Consider the following 18,937-nt stretch of genomic DNA (forward strand, 5'->3'; position numbering starts at 1 on the left):
TAATACAGATACTTAAAGAGTGATTTCGCTTCCAGAACGCAACCGTTTTCCCTTAGTTGATTGAGTTTTGAGCCAAGCTCAAACAGTGAGCCATTTTATAAAGAATTTGAGCTTAATTCGAAATTTCAGCCCTCAGAGGTGCTATAGACTTCGCGCAGCCAATATAGAAGGAGAACGGTGATGACTATGGAAATGAGAACGCTTAAATATCAAGTAATGGGCAAAGGCATGTGGATCACTGCAACAGTATCTCGCGTAGTAGCGGACAAACTTGCGCTTGAATACCAATCCTATGGCTGGCCTGTTGAAGTATGTGCAGCAGAACAAACACTGACGTTTGATCTCAATGCTGCATAATGTTGGCAATTTCGAATAAGCTCTATCGGCACTGAGTCCGGTAGGGCTTTTTCTTTAGTCTTTAAGTGTGCAAGACTGTAATTTTGAGTATACAAGACCGTATTTCGTTCGTATCACAGTCTATTGCTTTCACTATAATCTATTGAATTATTAAGATATCTATCACACTGCACATGGTTATTTAGGTCTACGCTTTTACCCGTGTTAATAACTTATTAACTTCGGAGCGTAATCCATGTTAGGTATCCAGCTTTCTGCTGTTCTCTCTTTGTTACTCTTTTCTTCGGTAGCAGGTGCTGCCACTTCTCAGTTGGGAGAACCACTCAAGCTCACCAACTCATTCGCTGGCTACCTATCCCTGACCATTTTCGTTATCGCCTACATCGTGGTGATGATGGAAGAGTACCTAAAGCTCCGAAAATCTAAGCCTGTGTTACTTGCGGCAGGCTTGATCTGGATAATCATTGGTTTTATCTACCAAGAACACAACCTTGTTGAAGTCGCTAAGCAAGCACTCGAACACAACTTACTGGAATACGCTGAGCTGTTACTTTTCCTACTCGTCGCCATGACCTACATCAGCGCCATGGAAGAGAGAAGACTATTTGATGCGCTGCAAGCGTGGATGGTGGGCAAAGGCTTTAATTTCCGCTCTCTGTTCTGGCTAACCGGTATTCTGGCCTTCTTTATCTCACCTATCGCCGACAACCTCACCACAGCTCTATTGATGTGCGCCGTGGTTCTGAAAGTCGCAGGATCTAACCCTAAATTCGTTAACCTAGCCTGTGTGAACATCGTGATAGCCGCTAACGCTGGCGGCGCATTCAGCCCATTCGGTGACATCACAACGTTGATGGTGTGGCAGGCTGGCTATGTAAGCTTCAGTGAGTTCATTCCCTTGTTTATTCCTTCAGTGATGAATTACCTCGTCCCTGCAATGATCATGTCTTACTTTGTTCCCACAACCCAACCCGACACGGTGCATCAGCACGTTGAATTAAAACGCGGTGCAAGACGCATCGTGTTGTTGTTCATCATGACCATCGGCACTGCGGTTGCTTTCCATGCCGTACTCCACTTCCCTCCAGTAATGGGCATGATGATGGGGCTGGCGTATCTACAGTTCTTTGGCTATTTCTTGCGTAAGACCTTGCCAAATTCTCTGGCGAAGAAAAAAGCGGTCGCGATTGCCAACAATGATGAGGGGGCATTGAAAAGGCTCGGTTCAGTCGTGCCCTTTGATGTATTTCGAAGAGTGTCGCATGCCGAATGGGACACGCTGTTGTTCTTCTACGGCGTGGTGATGTGTGTCGGTGGCTTGAGTCTACTGGGATACTTGGAGCTTGCCTCTGGCGTGATGTACAGCCAGTGGGATCCAATTTGGGCCAACATCATGGTGGGGATCTTATCTGCGATTGTCGATAACATCCCGGTGATGTTTGCCGTGTTATCGATGGAGCCTCAAATGTCGATGGGTAACTGGCTACTGATCACCTTAACCGCAGGCGTTGGCGGCAGCTTGTTATCTATTGGTAGTGCGGCAGGTGTGGCGTTAATGGGCGCGGCGCATGGCAAATACACCTTCTTTGGCCACTTGAAATGGATGCCAGTGATCATGATTGGCTATGCCGTCAGTATCGCGGCTCACCTATGGCTTAATGGTGGGCTTTTCTAATTCGGAGATCTTTTCTAATTCGAACTGTTTTTCAAAGGCTTCTCAACAAGTGTCCAGACGTTACTCAATTGTATCGCTGGGCATTGGTTGCAAGTTAACATCTCGCCCTGATGTTGAATGCGCATAACCAGTCTAGAGTCAGTTCGGCTGCTTCCAGAATTGAACTCAATGGTGATCAAGTCATCATCGACACGATAGGTTCGAGTCACGGAATTGTCCGTTGTTTGATAAGTCACTTGCCCAGATTCAAAAAGTAGATAACTGTCATTATCTGCGTTCTCATACATACCTTTGAACAGAGCAAGCTGTGGAACCTCGAAAGGTCGGCTGGTATCAGTTAAACAACCTGTCAGCAATAATGCAGAGCTGCAGCCAAATATTAGTGAGGGTAATCTATTCATTTGGGCATCCTTGCCTAGAGAACATAGTCAAAGAATATGCAACCAAATCGATATTTTCCAGAAAGCGTTGATTTTAATGCAAAGTCACATTTTAAGAACCACTCGTCTTCACCATGAGTATTACGTTATCCTCGGTCAACATCTCGACAGGCTCATTGCCAAATCGCTTGCTAGTCTTGCTCTCTTCCCTCTATCACCAATAAGCGCTGTTTGCGTTCTACGCCACCTGCATAACCCGTCAGCTTGCCATTTTTACCAATCACACGGTGACACGGCACAATCACTGAAACCGGATTTTTGCCATTCGCCAAACCCACAGCACGAACGGCTTTCGGGTTGCCTATCGCATCAGCCAGTTGTGCATAACTCCAAGTCTCTCCATAAGGAATGGTCGTCAGCGCCTGCCAAACCGACTGCTGAAATGGCGTGCCCTTGGCTGCGATCGGCACAGAAAACTGAATAGCTTCGCCTGAGAAATAGCGATTAAGCTGCTCGATAGCCAATGCAAAGATCGGAAAGCTATCATCTTGAACACCCAACTGTTCCGGCTTGGTGGTATGTGTCTCGAACCAAAGGCCGAGCAAGCCTTCATCGTTCGCCTGTAACGTCACGGTTCCCAATGGGCTCTCATAGTAAGTAAAACGGTTGTCCATGATATCTCCTAGCTTAGTATTCCGATTAAGACTGATTCCAACAGTGAAACGTGGCGTAACTCCCCCAAGGCGAAACACTCTCTGTATTGATGGCGGGGCGATGCTCAATGAACTTCTTCACCACCAAGTCACCAACCAACAGATGATTAGGTTCGCTTAACCCACGAAGCAGTGCATATTGAATCGTCCAAGGTCCAATGCCTTTTAGCTCAATCCATTTAGAAGGATGCTGAGCTTCATTGTCGACCATGTATTCGGAAAAACGCTTTAGGGTCTCTTTGCGGCTTCCCGGCATTCTCAAGAAGCTAACATCAGCCTCCGCTATCTGTTTAGGCGTTGGAAAGCAGACCTTCTCATGTTCATCAGAAAGCTCTTTCACCAATAAGTTAAGTTGGCCAATCGCCGCCGTTACCGAGACTTGCTGCCCTAGAATCGCTCTCACGCCTGCCTCCCAAGCACTCCACACGCCAGGAATACGGATACCACTCTTAGCCACCAAATTAGGATCGATAGTCGTAAAGAACGTCTCGACCTTGGCAATATCGACATCAAGATCAAACATGCGGCGTATATTCGCAATCAAGCTTCTTAATTGGCTTATATCATCCAACTCAAATTCAATATCCAAGCGGTTTTCTTTGGCTAAAGTCGCCTTAAACCAACCCTTTGATCCGTTCACATTTACCGTGCGCTGATAATAATCTTCGCCAACGTCTTCTAAGCCCTCAATCATTCTTCGTCGATAGAAACCCAGCAAGTGGTTCCAATCTAAGGGTCCATGAAAACCAAGCTGAATATGATTACTCAGAGTGTCACTTGGCTTCGCTCGCCTAATTTGGGTTGGCGAAAGCTGCAGTTCTTTTTGAAAGGCATCATTAAAACGGCGCGTGCTATTGAAGCCACTAGCAAAGCCGACATCCGTAATACTCATGCTACTGGTGTGCAACAACTGCTTGGCAAACATCAATTGACTGTACAGGCTATATTGCTTGGGTGACACGCCGATGTAATTGTCGAATAAGGTTCGTAAATAACGATCTGAAATACCTAACCGCGTTGCAAGGTCTACGATAGATCCTGAATTCAGAGCGCCATTATCAATCAACTGCATCGCACGTAAGAAAGTGGTTTCGACGCCCTTCCAAGCCGGCGAAAAAGGTGCGCTGTCTGGTCGACAACGCAAACAAGGACGATATCCCGCTTTCAATGCTTGAGCTTGATGGGAAAAATATTCGACGTTTTCTTCTTTGGGTGGTGTGGCTGGGCAAATCGGGCGACAAAAAATCCCTGTCGTTTTCACCGCTGTAAAAAACATCCCATCAAAGCGAGCATCTCGTGCATATCGAGCCAAATGGCACTGCTCACTGGTTAAGCTGCTGTTGTGATTGATCTTTTTCGACATGCCGTACTCTTCCCACTTACCATAGCGTTTGATCCGATACCTAAAAGTTTACCGTGAACCACTATTGTCGCTAGCCACTTTCGGAAGCGAAGGTCAGATAAATCACAAAAAAGGGTTTTAATTTTATTCAATTCGACTAAATTTAACCTAGAGAAGGCATTCTTCTCACAACGTCAACGATCGGTACTTAGCACGCCAAGATGCAGAGACCTATCGAATATAAAAAGGAAAAGGCTATGGTTCTACACACATGTCGTATTGTTTTATCAAATCAACAGGTTCTCACCAGTCAATCAGTCGAGCAGTCTCTAAGCTTTCTTGAAGACAAAGCGGACAACGGGATTTCTATGATCGAGATTGACGCAACGGATGGCAATCAAATCCATTCGTACATGTCACACTCTCTTGAAGAGTCTATTGAGAATCTAATGAACCTATAGGGCTTTTAAAAAAGGCTACACATACCAGGCTTAAACGATATTTATGGAATTAGAAACAATCTCTAGTTCCGAAAAGAAATACATTTCTGGTTTAAAAACAAAAATGGCTCCCAACTATACAGCTAGTTAGGAGCCATTTTTTATTGAATCTAATCAACAAAGCCATTGCTTACCGCGAATGCCGTTACTCAGGCGCTTGTTCAGCGGCTTGCTGTAATGTGTAAGCAGTCGATGGGTCAATCTCGTTAACCAACTTCTCAACCTGCATAATCGCATCAACTGAGGTACTGCTTTTACGGTAGCTCAGATAAATTGGGCGATACCAGTCTTCAACCCCTTTCACCTTGTGCAGCTGACCCGAATCGATAAAAGGTTCGACTAGAGACACCGGAAGATACGCACTGCCGCCTTTCTCTAAAATGAAATCGAGGGCGATACGGGCTGTAGAGGTACGTAGGTACGGTGCTGGCACTTTAGGGTGACGTTCTGCGTGTTCAGAACCAAAGCGCGTTCCCCAATCCACATACACATACTTATGTTGAAATACAGATTCCAGATCATCTTGCTGCGTTGATACCAACACCAAAACCAAGTCAGCGACTTTTTTACAGTTCAGCTCTTCTGCTTTGATCTGATCGAACGCGAAAGCCATATCTAAGGTTCGTTCTAACAAATTACGGTTCAGTTGCTCGCGCCCCATCACCTCTGCCATAAAGCCGTAACCACCAAAAGAGTCGGTTACCACACTTAAACAGTTCTGCAGATACGCATCCCAAATATTCGGCGTGCCGCCCAGCGTTAACTGCAAGGCTTTACCACTCTCTAACGACAGCTCAAATTTGGCTTGTTGTAGGGTGGACACCATCACTTCGGCATAACCAATCAAACGTTCACCGGAAGATGTGAGTTTGATGTTATTGCGGTCACGAATGAAGAGCTGAGTATCAAAATAGCCTTCAAGCTGTTTGATCCGCGCACTCACCGCCGCTTGTGTTAAATACAAGTTTTCAGCTGCACGCCCAAAATGGCGCACCCTTGCAACCTCAAGAAAGGTTCTAAATACTTTCACATCCATCAAATACATCTCTGTAATAAATCTGCTAACTAGCCGATCTAGGATTGTTTATCGTAAAGGCAAAAACGTTTTGTTTCCTATTTTAGCCTTTTAACAATATTTTCGCGTGAGCAATAAACACTAATTTCTATCTAACCACATTACTGAGGCTGATATGTCTGAGACCGAATTCCGACACGGAAAAAAACGTTTTTATGACACCATTAAATTCCCGAGAGGGTTCGCTAAGTCGGGTGATTTTACTCTTTCAGAAGAGGAAATCCTAACCTTGTTTGGTGACACTATGCTTGCACTTGAAACTGGTGAACTAGCACCAATCAATGCAGAAGAAAAACACTTCATTAAAGTGTTGTCTCACCCTCATAAGGCAAAGTCCAAGTTAGAGCGTGTTTGGTTGAAGTACATTCAACTGGCTCGTGGACGCCGTCGCTTTCACACCCTAAACGGCTGCAAACGCGGCGAAGTGCCTAGGGAAGAATACGAAAGTGAGTTAGTGTTAGAAGATTAGTAAAATCGCTCAAAGTGATACCTCATCACTTTGGGCTTTTTTTTGCCTTCAAACACACATCTTCTTTGTAATTGGTAAGTTTAGCCAACCTGTCCATTTTTACCAATATTTATATACAATTCATAGCGATAGCGTGACTAAAACACAGCTCTCGTTCAATCTTATGGGTATTCATCCCACTGAGATTCATCGTTCTTCATCCTGCCCCTGTCTTTTATCATGATAGCGCTCCATTGCCATCATTATTTTTCTAGCTTCAACTTTACATCCAACGCTTGTCTATACGCCGCAACACGTTAATACACCAAAGTTCGTCAATGGCTCGAGCGGCGCCATTAAGGAAAAAGCGTATCAAAACATAGAAACACACCAACCCTTTCAGGTGCTGAATTAGATCGATATTGCTGTATATGACAAACGTATTAATCTTGTTTAACGCCACCAAATATCCATACAATAATTGTGCAATTTTGAGAGTTCCAGTCACAGATACGGCGAAAAAAGCAAAAACTTGACCTAAAACAATAGCGGAACCGGATAACTTATTTTATAATGCGAATTAATGTTTCAGAACACTATAAAATTTTATTTCTAGGGGCAAAATCAATGAGACTTATTCCATTAAGCAACAAAGCAAAAGTAGGTAAATGGGCTGCTCGTCATATCGCAGATTCGATCAACAAATTCGCTCCAACTGCTGAGCGTCCATTTGTACTAGGTCTTCCTACTGGTAGCACACCTCTAACTACTTACGCTGAGCTAATTGAACTTTACAAAGCTGGCGAAGTAAGCTTCAAGCACGTTGTAACATTCAACATGGATGAGTACGTTGGTATCGAACCAAACCACCCAGAATCTTACCGTACATTCATGCACGAGAACTTCTTCAACCACGTTGATATCCAAGCAGAAAACATCAACCTGCTAGACGGCAAAGCTGAAGACATCGATGCTCACTGTGCAGCATACGAAGAGAAAATCCGTTCATACGGCAAAATCAACCTGTTCATGGGCGGCGTAGGCATCGACGGTCACATCGCATTCAACGAACCAGGTTCTTCTCTATCTTCACGCACTCGTATCAAAACGTTGACTGAAGACACTCGTATCGCGAACTCTCGTTTCTTCGATGGCGACATCAACCAAGTTCCTAAATACGCACTAACTATCGGTGTTGCTACTCTTCTAGATGCTGAAGAAGTGATGATCCTTTCTCTAGGCCACAACAAAGCTCAAGCGCTTCAAATGGCTATCGAAGGTTCTGTAAACCACATGTGGACTGTTACCGCTCTACAGATGCACCGTAAAGCTATCATCGTTGCTGATGAACCAGCTCAACAAGAGCTAAAAGTTAAGACTCTACGCTACTTCCAAGAGCTAGAAGCTGAGAACATCCAAGACCTATAATCGATTGTCTTGAATAAAAAGGCTCTCTAAATAAACAGAGCGTCTTGAATAGAAAAAGCCACTGAATGTGGCTTTTTTTGTGCCTGTTGATTTTGTATTTAATGGGGAGAGGTATCGGATATGTTTAGAGGAACAAAAACAACAAAGCGATTCCTCCAACGAGAGAAACCGCCATCATTTTAATCTTTGTATTGAAACGAACGAACAGCTACAAGTTATGTAGGATGTGAAACAAGATAAGCAGAGCTACAAACTAGAGCTAAGAGCTCAGCGCGTTATCTCGGCATAAGGTAGTGATAATGTCAGTGATAGCCAATACGATCGTCGACTTCACCTTTTGATTATGTCGCCCCAAGAACATTTCAAGCATTGGGCCAGACATGGTTTCCACCATCTCCGCGTCATATTCGATAGGCATAATACGCTGAATCGCGTGCACCTTGTTGAGCTCAAATATCACATCAACTTCTGTGAAGCTGGTGTCTTCACCCTGTATTTTCGCCCACTCTTTCAAGGTAACGAAAACCTCGAGATCGTCGTAGAGTTCTTTACTGATCACGCCAAGCCCGAGTAGCAACTTAGCACGAATCATGATCTCGCCTAACGGCCCGCCACTGTTGAGAAGTGGTTCTACAACGAACTTAATTGCAGTGTCGTCTTTCTTAAAGATGTTTTTTAATACGGCATCTACCGTGTCGTCCAATGCATCGTAAGCAGCCATTAGGCAGGCGCCAGCACTCTCAGCTTCCGAAAGGGCTTCGAGTAATTCAGTTTCATGGCTTGTTTGTATTGGCATAACGGCTCGACAATAAGAAAGTGCCACTGGTGTGGCACTTTGATGGTTTATCATTTCAATGCTAGATAAGCTTCTTCCGCTAGTTTAACAACTTCTGAGTCACTATTCAGCTCAGAATAATGCGCTAATGTCTCAGCAAAGCCTTTTTCTGCGAACATTGCTTGAAGTTCAACCGCTTGTGGGTCGTCTTCGTTCTTGTAATGGAACGCAGCAGCGATTGCTTTTACTAGGTGAGCATTCGGTAGGCCGTACTCTAATGTACCGTTTAGAGGCTTAACTAGGCGGTCTTGCGGGCTCAGTTTGCGAATTGGCTGACGACCAACGCGGTCTACTTCATCACGTAGGAACGGGTTAGCAAAACGACCTAGAATCTTTTGGATGTAGGCAGCGTGCGCTTCTGGATCAAAGCCGTAACGCTTAATCAGAACCGCACCACTCTCTTCCATCGTCGCTGTTACTTCAGCGCGGATTACGTCATCTTCGATAGAGTCTTTAATAGTCTCATGACCTGCAAGCACACCAAGGTATGCCGTTACCAAGTGACCCGTGTTTAGCGTGAACAGTTTACGCTCAACGAAAGCCATTAGGTTGTCAGTGCATTCCATACCTGGGATGTTTGGAATCTCACCTTTGAATTGTGTTTGGTCTACGATCCACTCGCTGAACGTTTCAACTGTTACCGCTAGTGGGTCTGTTTCGCCCGCTTCTGCCGGTGGAACAATACGGTCAACCGCAGAATCAACAAAGCCAATGTGCTCTTCAGTGAACGCTTTCATTTCATCAGAAAGGTGCTCTAACACGGCTGCTTTTAATTGGCTAGTACCGCGAACCATGTTCTCTGCCGCGATGATGTTCATTGGTGCAGTGTTGTTTGCTGCTGCACGCTTTTCAATGCCTTGAGCGATAGACTTAGAGATGATTTTAAGAACCGTAGGGCCCACTGCAGTCGTCACAAGATCAGACTCAGCAATGCAATCTACTACTGCGCTTGTCGCTGAGTTTACTGCTGTCACGTTCTTAACAACTTCGACAACACACTCTTCGCCAACAATCTTAACTGGGTATTCTTGGCGTTCAATTAACGCATTTACAACCGTTTCATTTACGTCAGCAAACGTAACCTTCATACCAGCATCAGAAAGAAGCTTACCAATGAAACCACGACCGATATTACCTGCACCAAAATGTAACGCTTTCATAATTTTGACCTTATAAATATTTGAATCTAGATAGCTAACTGCTCAACAACATGCCTTGACGATGTGCCCTAGGCATTAAGCAGTAAGCTATTCAGACTGAATCTTGTTAGAAAGATTAAGACCGAAAATGAGGCCAGTAGGGGGATACCGGCCTCCTTCACTCAGGAGCTTGACTAGAGCTTTTTAGTTTCCGTTGAGAATACGTAGAACATCAGCAGGGTTTGTTGTGTTCTGTAGGCATTCCACAGCTTCTTCATCATCGAGTGAATTGGTAATAGCCATCAGCACCATGTTGTGCTCATCGCCTTGTGCGGCAATACCGATAACCATCTTCGCGATATCATCTTCATCTTCGCCCCATTGAATACCTTCAGGGTACTGACAGAAAACGATGCCGGTTTTTTGTACGTACTGTTTCGCTTCGATTGTGCCGTGTGGTACTGCGATAGACTCACCTAGGTAAGTAGACACAAGCTCTTCACGAGCAAACATGCCATCTACATATTCTGGTGATACGTTTCCAAGTTTTACTAATTGTTCGCCAGCAAACTTGATTGCGTCTTCTTTTTGAGTCGCTTTAAGGCCAAGGAAGATGCTGTCGTCAGTGAGTGCAAGCTTGTTGCCTTCTTGTGTTGGAGCTGCTGCAGGCGCCGGAGCTTCTACTTTCGCTTCACCACTTTGAGCATCGACAAGTTCTGCAACTAGTTGGTCGTATACGCCGCCGTCTAGGAAGTTGCTTAGAGACATATGCATCGCACCTGGCACAGTGCTACGAGCACGGTCTGTTAGGTCTTTATGCGTAATAACGATTTGCGAATCAGCCGGTAGGTTGTTGATTGCGTAGTTGGTTACTTCAATGTCTAGGCCAGCTGTTGCTACTTTCTTACGTAGTAGACCTGCACCCATTGCACTTGAACCCATACCCGCATCACACGCTACATAAACTGCTTTTACATCCGCTAGGTTTACGTTTGCTTCTGATGCTGCACCTTTAGAAGACGCTTTCATGTCTTTCATTTGTGCAGAAGCTTTTTCTAGTGAATCTTCCTCATCATCTTGCGCTGATGTTTTAAGAAGGATTGACGCTACAACAAACGATACTGCTGTTGCTGCGATAACCGATAGAATCACGCCGATGTAAGAGCCTTTTGGCGTCATCAGTAAGACTGCGAAGATAGAACCTGGAGATGCTGGAGAGATAAGGCCAGAATCGAACATTACGTTAGTAAATACACCCGCCATGCCACCTGCGATTACCGCAAGAATTAGACGTGGGTTCATTAGAACGTAAGGGAAGTAAATTTCGTGGATACCACCTAGGAAGTGGATGATAGATGCACCAGCAGCAGATTGCTTCGCGCTACCTTTACCAAACACCATGTAAGCAAGTAGAAGACCAAAACCAGGACCTGGGTTTGCTTCGATTAGGAAGAAGATAGAGCGACCCATCTCTTCAGATTGCTGAATACCTAGTGGAGAGAAGATACCGTGGTTGATTGCGTTATTTAGGAATAGGATTTTCGCAGGTTCAACAAAGATAGATGCTAGAGGTAGTGCACCCGCTTCTACCATTGCGTTTACACCAGCCGCAAGTCCGCCAGACAGAATCTTAACCGCAGGACCAATCACGATGAACGCGATGATCGCACAGATCATGCCGATGATACCCGCAGAGAAGTTGTTCACTAGCATTTCGAAACCACTCTTCACTTTACCGTGAACAGCTTCATCGAATTTCTTAATTGCGATACCACCTAGTGGACCTACAATCATTGCACCCATGAACATTGGGATATCAGTACCAACGATAACACCCATTGTTGTGATAGCGCCCACTACCGCACCGCGGTCACCACCAACCATTTTACCACCGGTGTAACCAATCAATAGTGGCAGTAGGTATGTAATCATAGGACCAACCATTGATGCTAACGTTTCGTTAGGCCACCAACCCGTTGGGATGAATAGTGCAGTAATGAAACCCCACGCAATAAATGCGCCGATGTTTGGCATTACCATATTGGATAAGAAACGACCAAAGTTTTGAACCTTAATCTTTGCTTCTGGTGATAACATAGGTAGAACCCCGTAATGTATTGGTTGGTCAAATGACCGAAAGTGTGTACTCAAAAGTCGATTAAAATGTATCACAACATTTCCAAAATGCACCTTAGCCCAACTTTCGTGATAGCCATCACACACGAAAAACACTTTCGGGTTAACAAGCACACCTTAGATCACAAAAACACCATGAATTTAAATTACAAAGCCAAATTAATGAGAATAGATATCATTAACACGCGATCAAGATCACATTTTATTTTGTAATACTTAAAAATAAATAGTGACCAAAATCACACTTAATAAAATATAGCATCTAAGATCTATATAAACCGTATAAAAGAACATCGTGTCACGTATATAAAATATGCACCTAGATGAGCAAAATCGCTATAGCTGTAATTTAATTACAGATTGAGCTACATTTTGCTAAACATACAAAACGAGACCTAACGCTCTACTAAAAACATAGACCACTGAACTGCAGTTAGCATTGATAGATGTGATATGGTATTTACCAACGCTATCGCATCATATATATCTCCAACACCCATCAGCTGATCACTCCGCTATTTGAGAAAAGACTATGTCAGACAAAATTTCCACATCCGCACTCGCTAAACAAAAAGGCATAGAAGCTAAAGCTTTATTTAGCGATCTAAAAACAGCCGGCTATATAGTGCGTTCACAAGAGCGTTGGATTCTCACAGAACGGGGAGAAAGCTTTGGTGGGGAATATGTCGAACACAAGAAGTTTGGTGTCTTTATTGTCTGGCCAGAGAAACTGCTTATCGATTTGGACTCATTCTCAGGAAAAACACTTACCGCCACCCAGCTTGGTAGTGCCTTTCAACTCAGCGCAAAGAAAATCAACTTACTGCTTAACGAGCTTGGTTGGATAACAAAAGAAGAAGACGGTTGGCATGTCACCTCTACAGGCTTAAAAGCCGGAGGTGAACAGAGAGAAGACAAAGCGACTCAAAACTTATTCGTGGTATGGCACGACTCACTGGTTCGCAATAAACGTTTGAAGCAGTCTGTTATTGAATTCCTAGGGCATGATGCTGAAAGCCACTCGACCGATGTGTCATTCTCCAGTTTTCGTCAGAAATTTGAGGCGAAGCACCGAAGCTTAGATGGGCATTATGTTCGATCAAAGGGAGAGCTGATCATTGATAACTGGCTTTATATGGCAGGAGTGGTTCATGCGTACGAGCGTCCGCTGCCAATATCAAAAGAAGTGATCAGCGATTTTTATCTACCAAGTGGCAAAGTGTACATCCAGTTCTGGGGAACCGATTCTGCGCCAATCGCCGAAGATAAACGTGAAACGACGAGAAAAATCTATGAAGAGCATGGTTTCGGTTTAATCGAAATCACGCCAGAAGATATCCCCAACCTAGACAGCGTACTTCCGCCATTATTGCGCCAATATGGTATCAAGGCGTACTAAGCTATTGAATCTAGAGATTCCACTTCCATTAAGATCACATTTATCGAATCATTATGGACATTATTAACCATAGTGATTTGATATGTTCGCTATTTTTCCCGAGTCATTCTTCTATTATCTTACACCCATCGACTTGAGCTACCGCAGATACTCGATTTATTGGGGCATGTTCGATAACTATTTAGACATTCAATCTATTGAGATTCGTTTAAATTGGTTATCCGTTTATTGTTGACGTGACTGAACATAAAACCCTACAACATTTATTATTGATAGATATTAGGATTCAACATGACTCATCCAATCATTACTGATCTAAACACTCGTTACACAGCTAAAAAATACGATGCAGAAAAACGCATCTCTGCGGAAGACATGGAAGTAATCAAAGAAGCACTTCGCTTGTCAGCTTCTTCTATCAACTCTCAGCCTTGGAAATTCATCATCATTGAGAGCGACGCAGCAAAACAACGCTTCCACAATACTTTCGAAAACATGTTCCAGTTTAACCAACCACATGCGAAAGAAGCATCACACACGATCCTGTTTGCTCACGATCCTAAATACACCAAAGAGAAATTCGCGAAGCGTGCTGATACAGAAGTAAGCTCTGGTCACCTACCAGCTGAAATGTACGAGCAGTTCTTAGGTGCTTACGCATTCGCAGAAATGAACACAGACGAAACAGGTTTCAACGGTAACTGGACTAAGTCTCAAGTTTACATCGCACTAGGTAACACGCTGCACACACTCGCTCGTCTAGGTATCGCTTCAACGCCTATGGAAGGTGTAGACGCAGCTATGATCAGCGAAGAGTTTGCTGACGAACTAGAAGGTCACATTGTTGATGTAGCACTGGCTATCGGCTACCACAAAGACGGCGAAGACTACAACTACGGCAAACCAAAAGCGCGCCTAGCTCTTGATGAAGTCGTTACTACGCTATAACAGACACTGATCTGTAATAGCTGACACAAACAAATCGCACTGCTTTATTTGGCCAGACGCTCGTCTGGCCTTTTTTGTATCTGTTATTTATCCAAGCCACTACCCAACACAAAGTCATTAAGACACATTAAATTCAATATGATTACAAAAACAAATAAGTCATAAAGACACAAAGAAGAGTTCAAAAAGCAAACAAACACAACTAAAACAATAACTTAAAAACATGGCACGACTAGTGCAATGAGAGCCTTAGATATTTAAATAAGGTATTATCATTATGACTATTCACGTTAAATCAAATGTTCATTGGGTCGGCGTCCACGATTGGGAAACCGAGCACTTCCACGGTAAGGAATACCACATGAACAAAGGTACCAGCTATAACTCGTACCTGATCCGTGAAGAGAAGACAGTGCTTGTCGATACTGTCGATCATCGCTTTACTGAACAATTCCTTGCAAACCTAGAGATGGAAATCGATATCAACGAGATCGACTACATCATTTGTCAGCATGCAGAAGAAGATCACTCAGGCGCCCTCTCTGCACTACTGGCTAAAATTCCAAACACACCCGTCTACTGTACTGAAGCTGGAGTGACCTCCATTGTTGGCCATCACCACCAACCAGACTGGAATTTCAGAACCGTCAAAACTGGCGATACGCTCGATGTGGGTAACGGCAAGCAACTTATCTTCGTTGAGATGAAAATGCTGCACTGGCCAGACTCAATGGCGACTTACTTAACCGGTGATGAAGTCCTGTTTAGTAACGACGCTTTCGGCCAACACTACTGCGACGAAAACCTATTCAATGACCAGCTAGACCAAGTTGAACTGCATGAACAGTGTCTGCGTTACTTCTCGAACATCCTGACACCGTTTGCGCCGCTGGTTAAAGCAAAGATTGAAGAAGTACTGAGCTTAGGCGTGCCGATCGATGTCATTGCTACTTCTCACGGCTGTATTTGGCGTGACAATGCGACTCAAATCGTTGAGCAATATTACGAGTGGTCGAAAGCCTACAAAGAAGATCGTATCACGATTGTCTACGACACCATGTCCAACAACACTCGCATGATGGCTGACGCGATCGCTAAGGGTATCCGTAAAGGCAGCCCAGAAACGGCAATCAAGGTCTTTAATATTTCTAAGCACGACAAGAATGACATCCTTGCCAATGTCTTCCGCTCAAAGGGTGTGCTTGTTGGGTCATCGACCATGAACAACGTGATGATGCCGCAAATCGCCGCGCTACTTGAAGAAATACACGGCCTGCGATTTGCAGAAAAAAGAGCCGCTGCATTTGGATCTTCAGGTTGGACTGGCGGCGCAGTAAAACGCATCGATGCTCGCTTACGTGAAGCCAACTTCGAGGTTAGCGCACCTCAGCACATCCACTGGAAACCAGATACAGACGCACTTCGTCAATGTATTGATTACGGCATGACACTGGCCGAGGTTTGGCGCACTGATGCGAACGAGGTTAGTGAGCCTAAACAAGTTGAGCGCAACGTTCAACGTATTGAATCAGCACCGACAAGCACCCCAACAGAGCAAAAAGACACGGCAGAACAGAAGCCAGAAGAAGCGCAAGATAAGCCTGTACATAGCGCAGACTGCACTTGCTGGCGCTGCACGGTGTGTGAATGGGTGTATGACCCACAACTGGGTGAACCCTACCAAGGCGTTGAACCGGGAACACCTTGGGCACAAGTGCCAGATGATTTCCTTTGCCCTGAATGCCATTTAGGTAAAGAAGTGTTTGTGGAGAAGTAACATGTCGAACATTGTGATTGTGGGCGGTGGTTTCGCTGCCCTACAAACCATAAAGATGGTACGTAAAATTGACCAAGATGTCGCGATTACCATGATCACGGCAGATGCAGGGGTTGAGTACAGTAAACCGAATCTTTCACACGCATTCAGCCAGGCTCAAACACCACAGTCGTTAGCCGTTAATAACGCTCAGCAATTGGCTGAGCAGTACAACGTGGTCATCAAAACCAAGGCTTTAGTCAGTGAAATCGATACCAAGCAGCAGTGTGTTCATGTTGACGGGCAAATCATCCACTATTCGAAGTTGGTATTAGCGACGGGCGCAACGCCCTTCATACCACCAGCGGAAGGGTTAAAACGCAGCGCGACCATTACGCTAAATAGCTTGGAAGAGTTCGAGAAACACAAGGCTCAGGTTGATAACGCACAACGCATCACTGTGATTGGTGGAGGCTTGATTGGGGTCGAGCTTGCATTCGACCTTCAAACTGCGGGCAAAGATGTCACGATTATCGAACCCGCAAGTTATCTATTGAACAGCCTTGTGCCGCCTTTCGTTTCACTTGAGTTGGAAAGGGAGCTGGCAAAAGCAGGGGTTACCGTCAAAACCGACTCTGCGATTTGTCGAGCGACTTACCTCCACGATGGAGTCAGGCTACAAACTACCGCCTCTCGATTAATACGAGCAGATATCGTGATTGCCGCAGCAGGATTAAGGCCAAATACGGCTTTAGCCACGCAAGCGGGAATAGAGGTCAACAGAGGCATTGTGGTCGATGACACCCTGAAAACCAGTGCCAACAATGTGTATGCGATTGGTGATTGCGCTGAAATTGAAGGTCGTGTGATGGCTTATCTGCAGCCAGCAATCTTGTCGGCAAACGTGTTGGCGAAGCAGCTGACTATGGATACACGAGAGGTCAAAGTGGGTGAAGCAAAGCTCAGCTTGCCTCATATGATCACCAAGGTGAAAACACCGAGTTACCCGATTCAGCTGGCAGGGCGCGATATTCACACAGCTCAGAGCTGGGAAACTCGATTCGATCCTAAAGGCATTGTCACCAAAGGCTTCAATGAAGATAACCAGTTGGTTGGATTCATTGTCACAGGAGAGCACATCAAGGCTGCATTTCCTTTACTAAAGGAGTTGCAAATCAGTTCACCATCATAAGTACAGAGGTGTAAAAGCAGTCGACTCATTACATAGTTCGGCTGTATTCAACACAAAAATGCACATCAAATTAGGGAAAATTTGATGCTTATACTAGAGCAACTCGAGTATAAGCAAGCAATAAAAAAGCCAGTCAACGGACTGGCTTTCTTGTATTCATCTTAGTGCGATAAGCTCATTGCGTTTAAGCAAAGGCGAACATTAACCGATAAACGAGATGTAACCTTGAAGGATAATCAGGTTAACGATATCGATAAAGAAGGCACCAACAATTGGCACAACCATGAAGGCTTGTGGCGATGGACCGTATCGATTCACCAAAGAACCCATGTTCATTACCGCTGTTGGTGTTGCACCTAGGCCGAAACCACAGTGACCACCTGCCATAACCGCTGCGTCGTAATTAGAACCCATTACTTTGAACGTCACAAAGTAAGAGAAGATACCTAACACCACCGCCTGAACCGCAAGGATAGCCAAGAACGGAATCGCAAGGTCAAAGATGTTCCAAAGCTTAAGGCTCATTAGCGCCATTGCTAGGAACAGTGACAATGACACCGTACCAAGAATATCGACCGTTTCGCTGTCAGTCTTATGCAGCTTAGTGACTTCAAACACGTTAGTGATGAACACACCAATAAACAACGCGTAAACGAAGTCAGGAATCATCAACCAAGAAATTTCAAAAGTCGCCACCCACTGCTCTAGGTACTTCGCACCCGTGATACAGATAAGAAGGATGAACAACACTTCAATCACCTTCTTCGCCGTCACTTTGTCTTCTTCATACTCGTTGTAAGTAACAAGTTCAGGGAAGCGTTCGTGCGTTTGCGTGCCAGTACCGTACTCAGATTCAAGCTGGTTTTTGTCAATCAACTTTTGCGCCACTGGGCTACCGATAATACCACCGATGATCAAACCAAAGGTCGCTGAAGCCATTGCGATTTCTAGCGTATTTGCAATACCAAACGTGTCTGCAAAGGTTTGAGACCAAGCCGCGCCTGTACCGTGACCACCCGAAAGCGTGATAGAGCCAGCAATCAAACCCATCAAGGGTTCAAGGCCTAGTGCCGTTGCTAAGGTTACGCCTACACCGTTTTGGATAATGATGTAAACCGACGCTACCCCTAAGAATAGGAATACCTTGGCACCACCTTTTATCAGCTGCGTGTAGTTCGCCGCAAGGCCAACCGTTGCAAAGAACATCAACATAAACGTGTTCTGCAGGGGCAAAGAAAACTCAAGATCAAGGCCGTTAAAGTGCAGGGCTGTAATAGCAAAAGCGACAATCAAGCCGCCGACAATGGGCTCTGGAATGTTGTACTTTTTGAGAATCGGAAGCTTTGCATTGACGAAATGACCTAGAAACAAAACACTAATCGCGATTAGGAAGGATTCTAATGGTCCAATTGAAATTAATTGATTCATATAACCTCTATTTTTTTACGTTCTCATCTTCCCTAATGAGTCTAGTTTTATCTGTAATTATTTGTGCTGCTCTACCTATATTTATACAAACTGGAGAGAAAGTGTGGATTCGAAAAGCGAACACATTACTGCGATCGCTTAGTGCCATGTTAGTAGCACGTTAACTTTTATAGGAGATAAAAGGAT

General features: G+C 44.6%; 17 protein-coding genes. 9 read left to right on the forward strand and 8 right to left on the reverse strand.

The window, feature by feature from the left end:
* Positions 1-180: 180 nt before the first annotated feature.
* Both OCV20_RS23990 and nhaD read left to right on the forward strand, forming a co-directional pair.
* Complete coding sequence (locus OCV20_RS23990) at positions 181-357, forward strand: hypothetical protein (RefSeq protein WP_017061524.1); 177 nt, start codon at positions 181-183, stop codon at positions 355-357.
* A 235-nt stretch (positions 358-592) separates the two neighbouring features.
* The gene (nhaD, locus tag OCV20_RS23995) at positions 593-2,032 is read left to right on the forward strand and encodes a sodium:proton antiporter NhaD (RefSeq protein WP_086773967.1); all 1,440 of its coding nucleotides are present in this window, start codon (positions 593-595) and stop codon (positions 2,030-2,032) included.
* A 14-nt stretch (positions 2,033-2,046) separates the two neighbouring features.
* On the opposite strand, the gene OCV20_RS24000 is transcribed toward nhaD, so the two are convergent.
* The 3 genes from OCV20_RS24000 to OCV20_RS24010 form a co-directional block, all read right to left on the reverse strand.
* Positions 2,047-2,433, reverse strand: a complete 387-nt coding sequence (locus tag OCV20_RS24000; protein ID WP_086773968.1) for a hypothetical protein — start codon at positions 2,431-2,433, stop codon at positions 2,047-2,049.
* Between the two features lie 170 nt (positions 2,434-2,603).
* Positions 2,604-3,086, reverse strand: coding sequence for a methylated-DNA--[protein]-cysteine S-methyltransferase (locus tag OCV20_RS24005; RefSeq protein ID WP_086773969.1), 483 nt, complete (start codon positions 3,084-3,086; stop codon positions 2,604-2,606).
* 25 nt (positions 3,087-3,111) lie between these two features.
* The gene (locus OCV20_RS24010) at positions 3,112-4,488 is read right to left on the reverse strand and encodes an AlkA N-terminal domain-containing protein (protein WP_086773970.1); all 1,377 of its coding nucleotides are present in this window, start codon (positions 4,486-4,488) and stop codon (positions 3,112-3,114) included.
* Between the two features lie 236 nt (positions 4,489-4,724).
* On the opposite strand from OCV20_RS24010, the gene OCV20_RS24015 reads away from it, so the two are divergent.
* Entirely contained in the window at positions 4,725-4,928 is a 204-nt protein-coding gene (locus OCV20_RS24015; RefSeq protein WP_017061519.1) for a hypothetical protein, read from the forward strand.
* Positions 4,929-5,112: 184 nt separating this feature from the next.
* Here OCV20_RS24015 and OCV20_RS24020 read toward each other — a convergent pair whose 3' ends face one another.
* A complete protein-coding gene (locus OCV20_RS24020) occupies positions 5,113-6,003 on the reverse strand; it encodes a LysR family transcriptional regulator (RefSeq protein ID WP_029405267.1) in 891 nt (296 codons plus the stop codon).
* Between the two features lie 154 nt (positions 6,004-6,157).
* Here OCV20_RS24020 and OCV20_RS24025 point away from each other — a divergent pair, with 154 nt between their 5' ends.
* Together OCV20_RS24025 and nagB are read left to right on the forward strand one after the other, a co-directional pair.
* Positions 6,158-6,511 (forward strand): MaoP family protein, encoded by a 354-nt coding sequence (locus OCV20_RS24025; RefSeq protein WP_019819999.1) that lies wholly within the window; start codon positions 6,158-6,160, stop codon positions 6,509-6,511.
* Positions 6,512-7,117: 606 nt separating this feature from the next.
* A complete protein-coding gene (gene nagB, locus OCV20_RS24030) occupies positions 7,118-7,918 on the forward strand; it encodes a glucosamine-6-phosphate deaminase (RefSeq protein ID WP_019819998.1) in 801 nt (266 codons plus the stop codon).
* Between the two features lie 259 nt (positions 7,919-8,177).
* Here the strand turns inward: nagB and OCV20_RS24035 are convergent, their stop codons facing one another.
* From OCV20_RS24035 to OCV20_RS24045, 3 genes are all read right to left on the reverse strand, one after another.
* Complete coding sequence (locus tag OCV20_RS24035) at positions 8,178-8,714, reverse strand: MltR family transcriptional regulator (RefSeq protein ID WP_017065079.1); 537 nt, start codon at positions 8,712-8,714, stop codon at positions 8,178-8,180.
* 50 nt (positions 8,715-8,764) lie between these two features.
* A complete protein-coding gene (locus OCV20_RS24040; RefSeq protein WP_009846102.1) occupies positions 8,765-9,913 on the reverse strand; it encodes a mannitol-1-phosphate 5-dehydrogenase in 1,149 nt (382 codons plus the stop codon).
* Positions 9,914-10,096: 183 nt separating this feature from the next.
* A complete protein-coding gene (locus OCV20_RS24045) occupies positions 10,097-11,989 on the reverse strand; it encodes a PTS mannitol transporter subunit IICBA (RefSeq protein WP_086773971.1) in 1,893 nt (630 codons plus the stop codon).
* Positions 11,990-12,560: 571 nt separating this feature from the next.
* Between OCV20_RS24045 and OCV20_RS24050 the strand changes: the two genes are divergently transcribed.
* From OCV20_RS24050 to norW, 4 genes are all read left to right on the forward strand, one after another.
* Positions 12,561-13,427, forward strand: a complete 867-nt coding sequence (locus OCV20_RS24050) for a glycerol kinase (protein WP_086773972.1) — start codon at positions 12,561-12,563, stop codon at positions 13,425-13,427.
* A gap of 291 nt (positions 13,428-13,718) precedes the next feature.
* The gene (locus tag OCV20_RS24055) at positions 13,719-14,375 is read left to right on the forward strand and encodes an NAD(P)H-dependent oxidoreductase (protein ID WP_048614093.1); all 657 of its coding nucleotides are present in this window, start codon (positions 13,719-13,721) and stop codon (positions 14,373-14,375) included.
* A 277-nt stretch (positions 14,376-14,652) separates the two neighbouring features.
* Positions 14,653-16,152 (forward strand): anaerobic nitric oxide reductase flavorubredoxin, encoded by a 1,500-nt coding sequence (gene norV / locus OCV20_RS24060; RefSeq protein ID WP_086773973.1) that lies wholly within the window; start codon positions 14,653-14,655, stop codon positions 16,150-16,152.
* Between the two features lies 1 nt (position 16,153).
* Positions 16,154-17,323, forward strand: a complete 1,170-nt coding sequence (gene norW, locus OCV20_RS24065) for an NADH:flavorubredoxin reductase NorW (protein ID WP_086773974.1) — start codon at positions 16,154-16,156, stop codon at positions 17,321-17,323.
* A gap of 201 nt (positions 17,324-17,524) precedes the next feature.
* On the opposite strand, the gene gltS is transcribed toward norW, so the two are convergent.
* Positions 17,525-18,751 (reverse strand): sodium/glutamate symporter, encoded by a 1,227-nt coding sequence (gene gltS / locus OCV20_RS24070; protein ID WP_048610056.1) that lies wholly within the window; start codon positions 18,749-18,751, stop codon positions 17,525-17,527.
* Between the last annotated feature and the right edge of the window lie 186 nt (positions 18,752-18,937).

Origin of the sequence: Vibrio coralliirubri (assembly GCF_024347375.1) — a bacterium.
Taxonomy (GTDB): Bacteria; Pseudomonadota; Gammaproteobacteria; order Enterobacterales; family Vibrionaceae; genus Vibrio; species Vibrio coralliirubri.

What these genes read in the sequence shown, in the direction of transcription:
- OCV20_RS23990 (WP_017061524.1), top strand. Translation starts at nt 181, where the DNA reads ATGACTATGGAAATGAGAACGCTTAAATATCAAGTAATGGGCAAAGGC.
- nhaD (WP_086773967.1), top strand. Translation starts at nt 593, where the DNA reads ATGTTAGGTATCCAGCTTTCTGCTGTTCTCTCTTTGTTACTCTTTTCT.
- OCV20_RS24000 (WP_086773968.1), bottom strand. Translation starts at nt 2,433, where the DNA reads ATGAATAGATTACCCTCACTAATATTTGGCTGCAGCTCTGCATTATTG.
- OCV20_RS24005 (WP_086773969.1), bottom strand. Translation starts at nt 3,086, where the DNA reads ATGGACAACCGTTTTACTTACTATGAGAGCCCATTGGGAACCGTGACG.
- OCV20_RS24010 (WP_086773970.1), bottom strand. Translation starts at nt 4,488, where the DNA reads ATGTCGAAAAAGATCAATCACAACAGCAGCTTAACCAGTGAGCAGTGC.
- OCV20_RS24015 (WP_017061519.1), top strand. Translation starts at nt 4,725, where the DNA reads ATGGTTCTACACACATGTCGTATTGTTTTATCAAATCAACAGGTTCTC.
- OCV20_RS24020 (WP_029405267.1), bottom strand. Translation starts at nt 6,003, where the DNA reads ATGGATGTGAAAGTATTTAGAACCTTTCTTGAGGTTGCAAGGGTGCGC.
- OCV20_RS24025 (WP_019819999.1), top strand. Translation starts at nt 6,158, where the DNA reads ATGTCTGAGACCGAATTCCGACACGGAAAAAAACGTTTTTATGACACC.
- nagB (WP_019819998.1), top strand. Translation starts at nt 7,118, where the DNA reads ATGAGACTTATTCCATTAAGCAACAAAGCAAAAGTAGGTAAATGGGCT.
- OCV20_RS24035 (WP_017065079.1), bottom strand. Translation starts at nt 8,714, where the DNA reads ATGCCAATACAAACAAGCCATGAAACTGAATTACTCGAAGCCCTTTCG.
- OCV20_RS24040 (WP_009846102.1), bottom strand. Translation starts at nt 9,913, where the DNA reads ATGAAAGCGTTACATTTTGGTGCAGGTAATATCGGTCGTGGTTTCATT.
- OCV20_RS24045 (WP_086773971.1), bottom strand. Translation starts at nt 11,989, where the DNA reads ATGTTATCACCAGAAGCAAAGATTAAGGTTCAAAACTTTGGTCGTTTC.
- OCV20_RS24050 (WP_086773972.1), top strand. Translation starts at nt 12,561, where the DNA reads ATGTCAGACAAAATTTCCACATCCGCACTCGCTAAACAAAAAGGCATA.
- OCV20_RS24055 (WP_048614093.1), top strand. Translation starts at nt 13,719, where the DNA reads ATGACTCATCCAATCATTACTGATCTAAACACTCGTTACACAGCTAAA.
- norV (WP_086773973.1), top strand. Translation starts at nt 14,653, where the DNA reads ATGACTATTCACGTTAAATCAAATGTTCATTGGGTCGGCGTCCACGAT.
- norW (WP_086773974.1), top strand. Translation starts at nt 16,154, where the DNA reads ATGTCGAACATTGTGATTGTGGGCGGTGGTTTCGCTGCCCTACAAACC.
- gltS (WP_048610056.1), bottom strand. Translation starts at nt 18,751, where the DNA reads ATGAATCAATTAATTTCAATTGGACCATTAGAATCCTTCCTAATCGCG.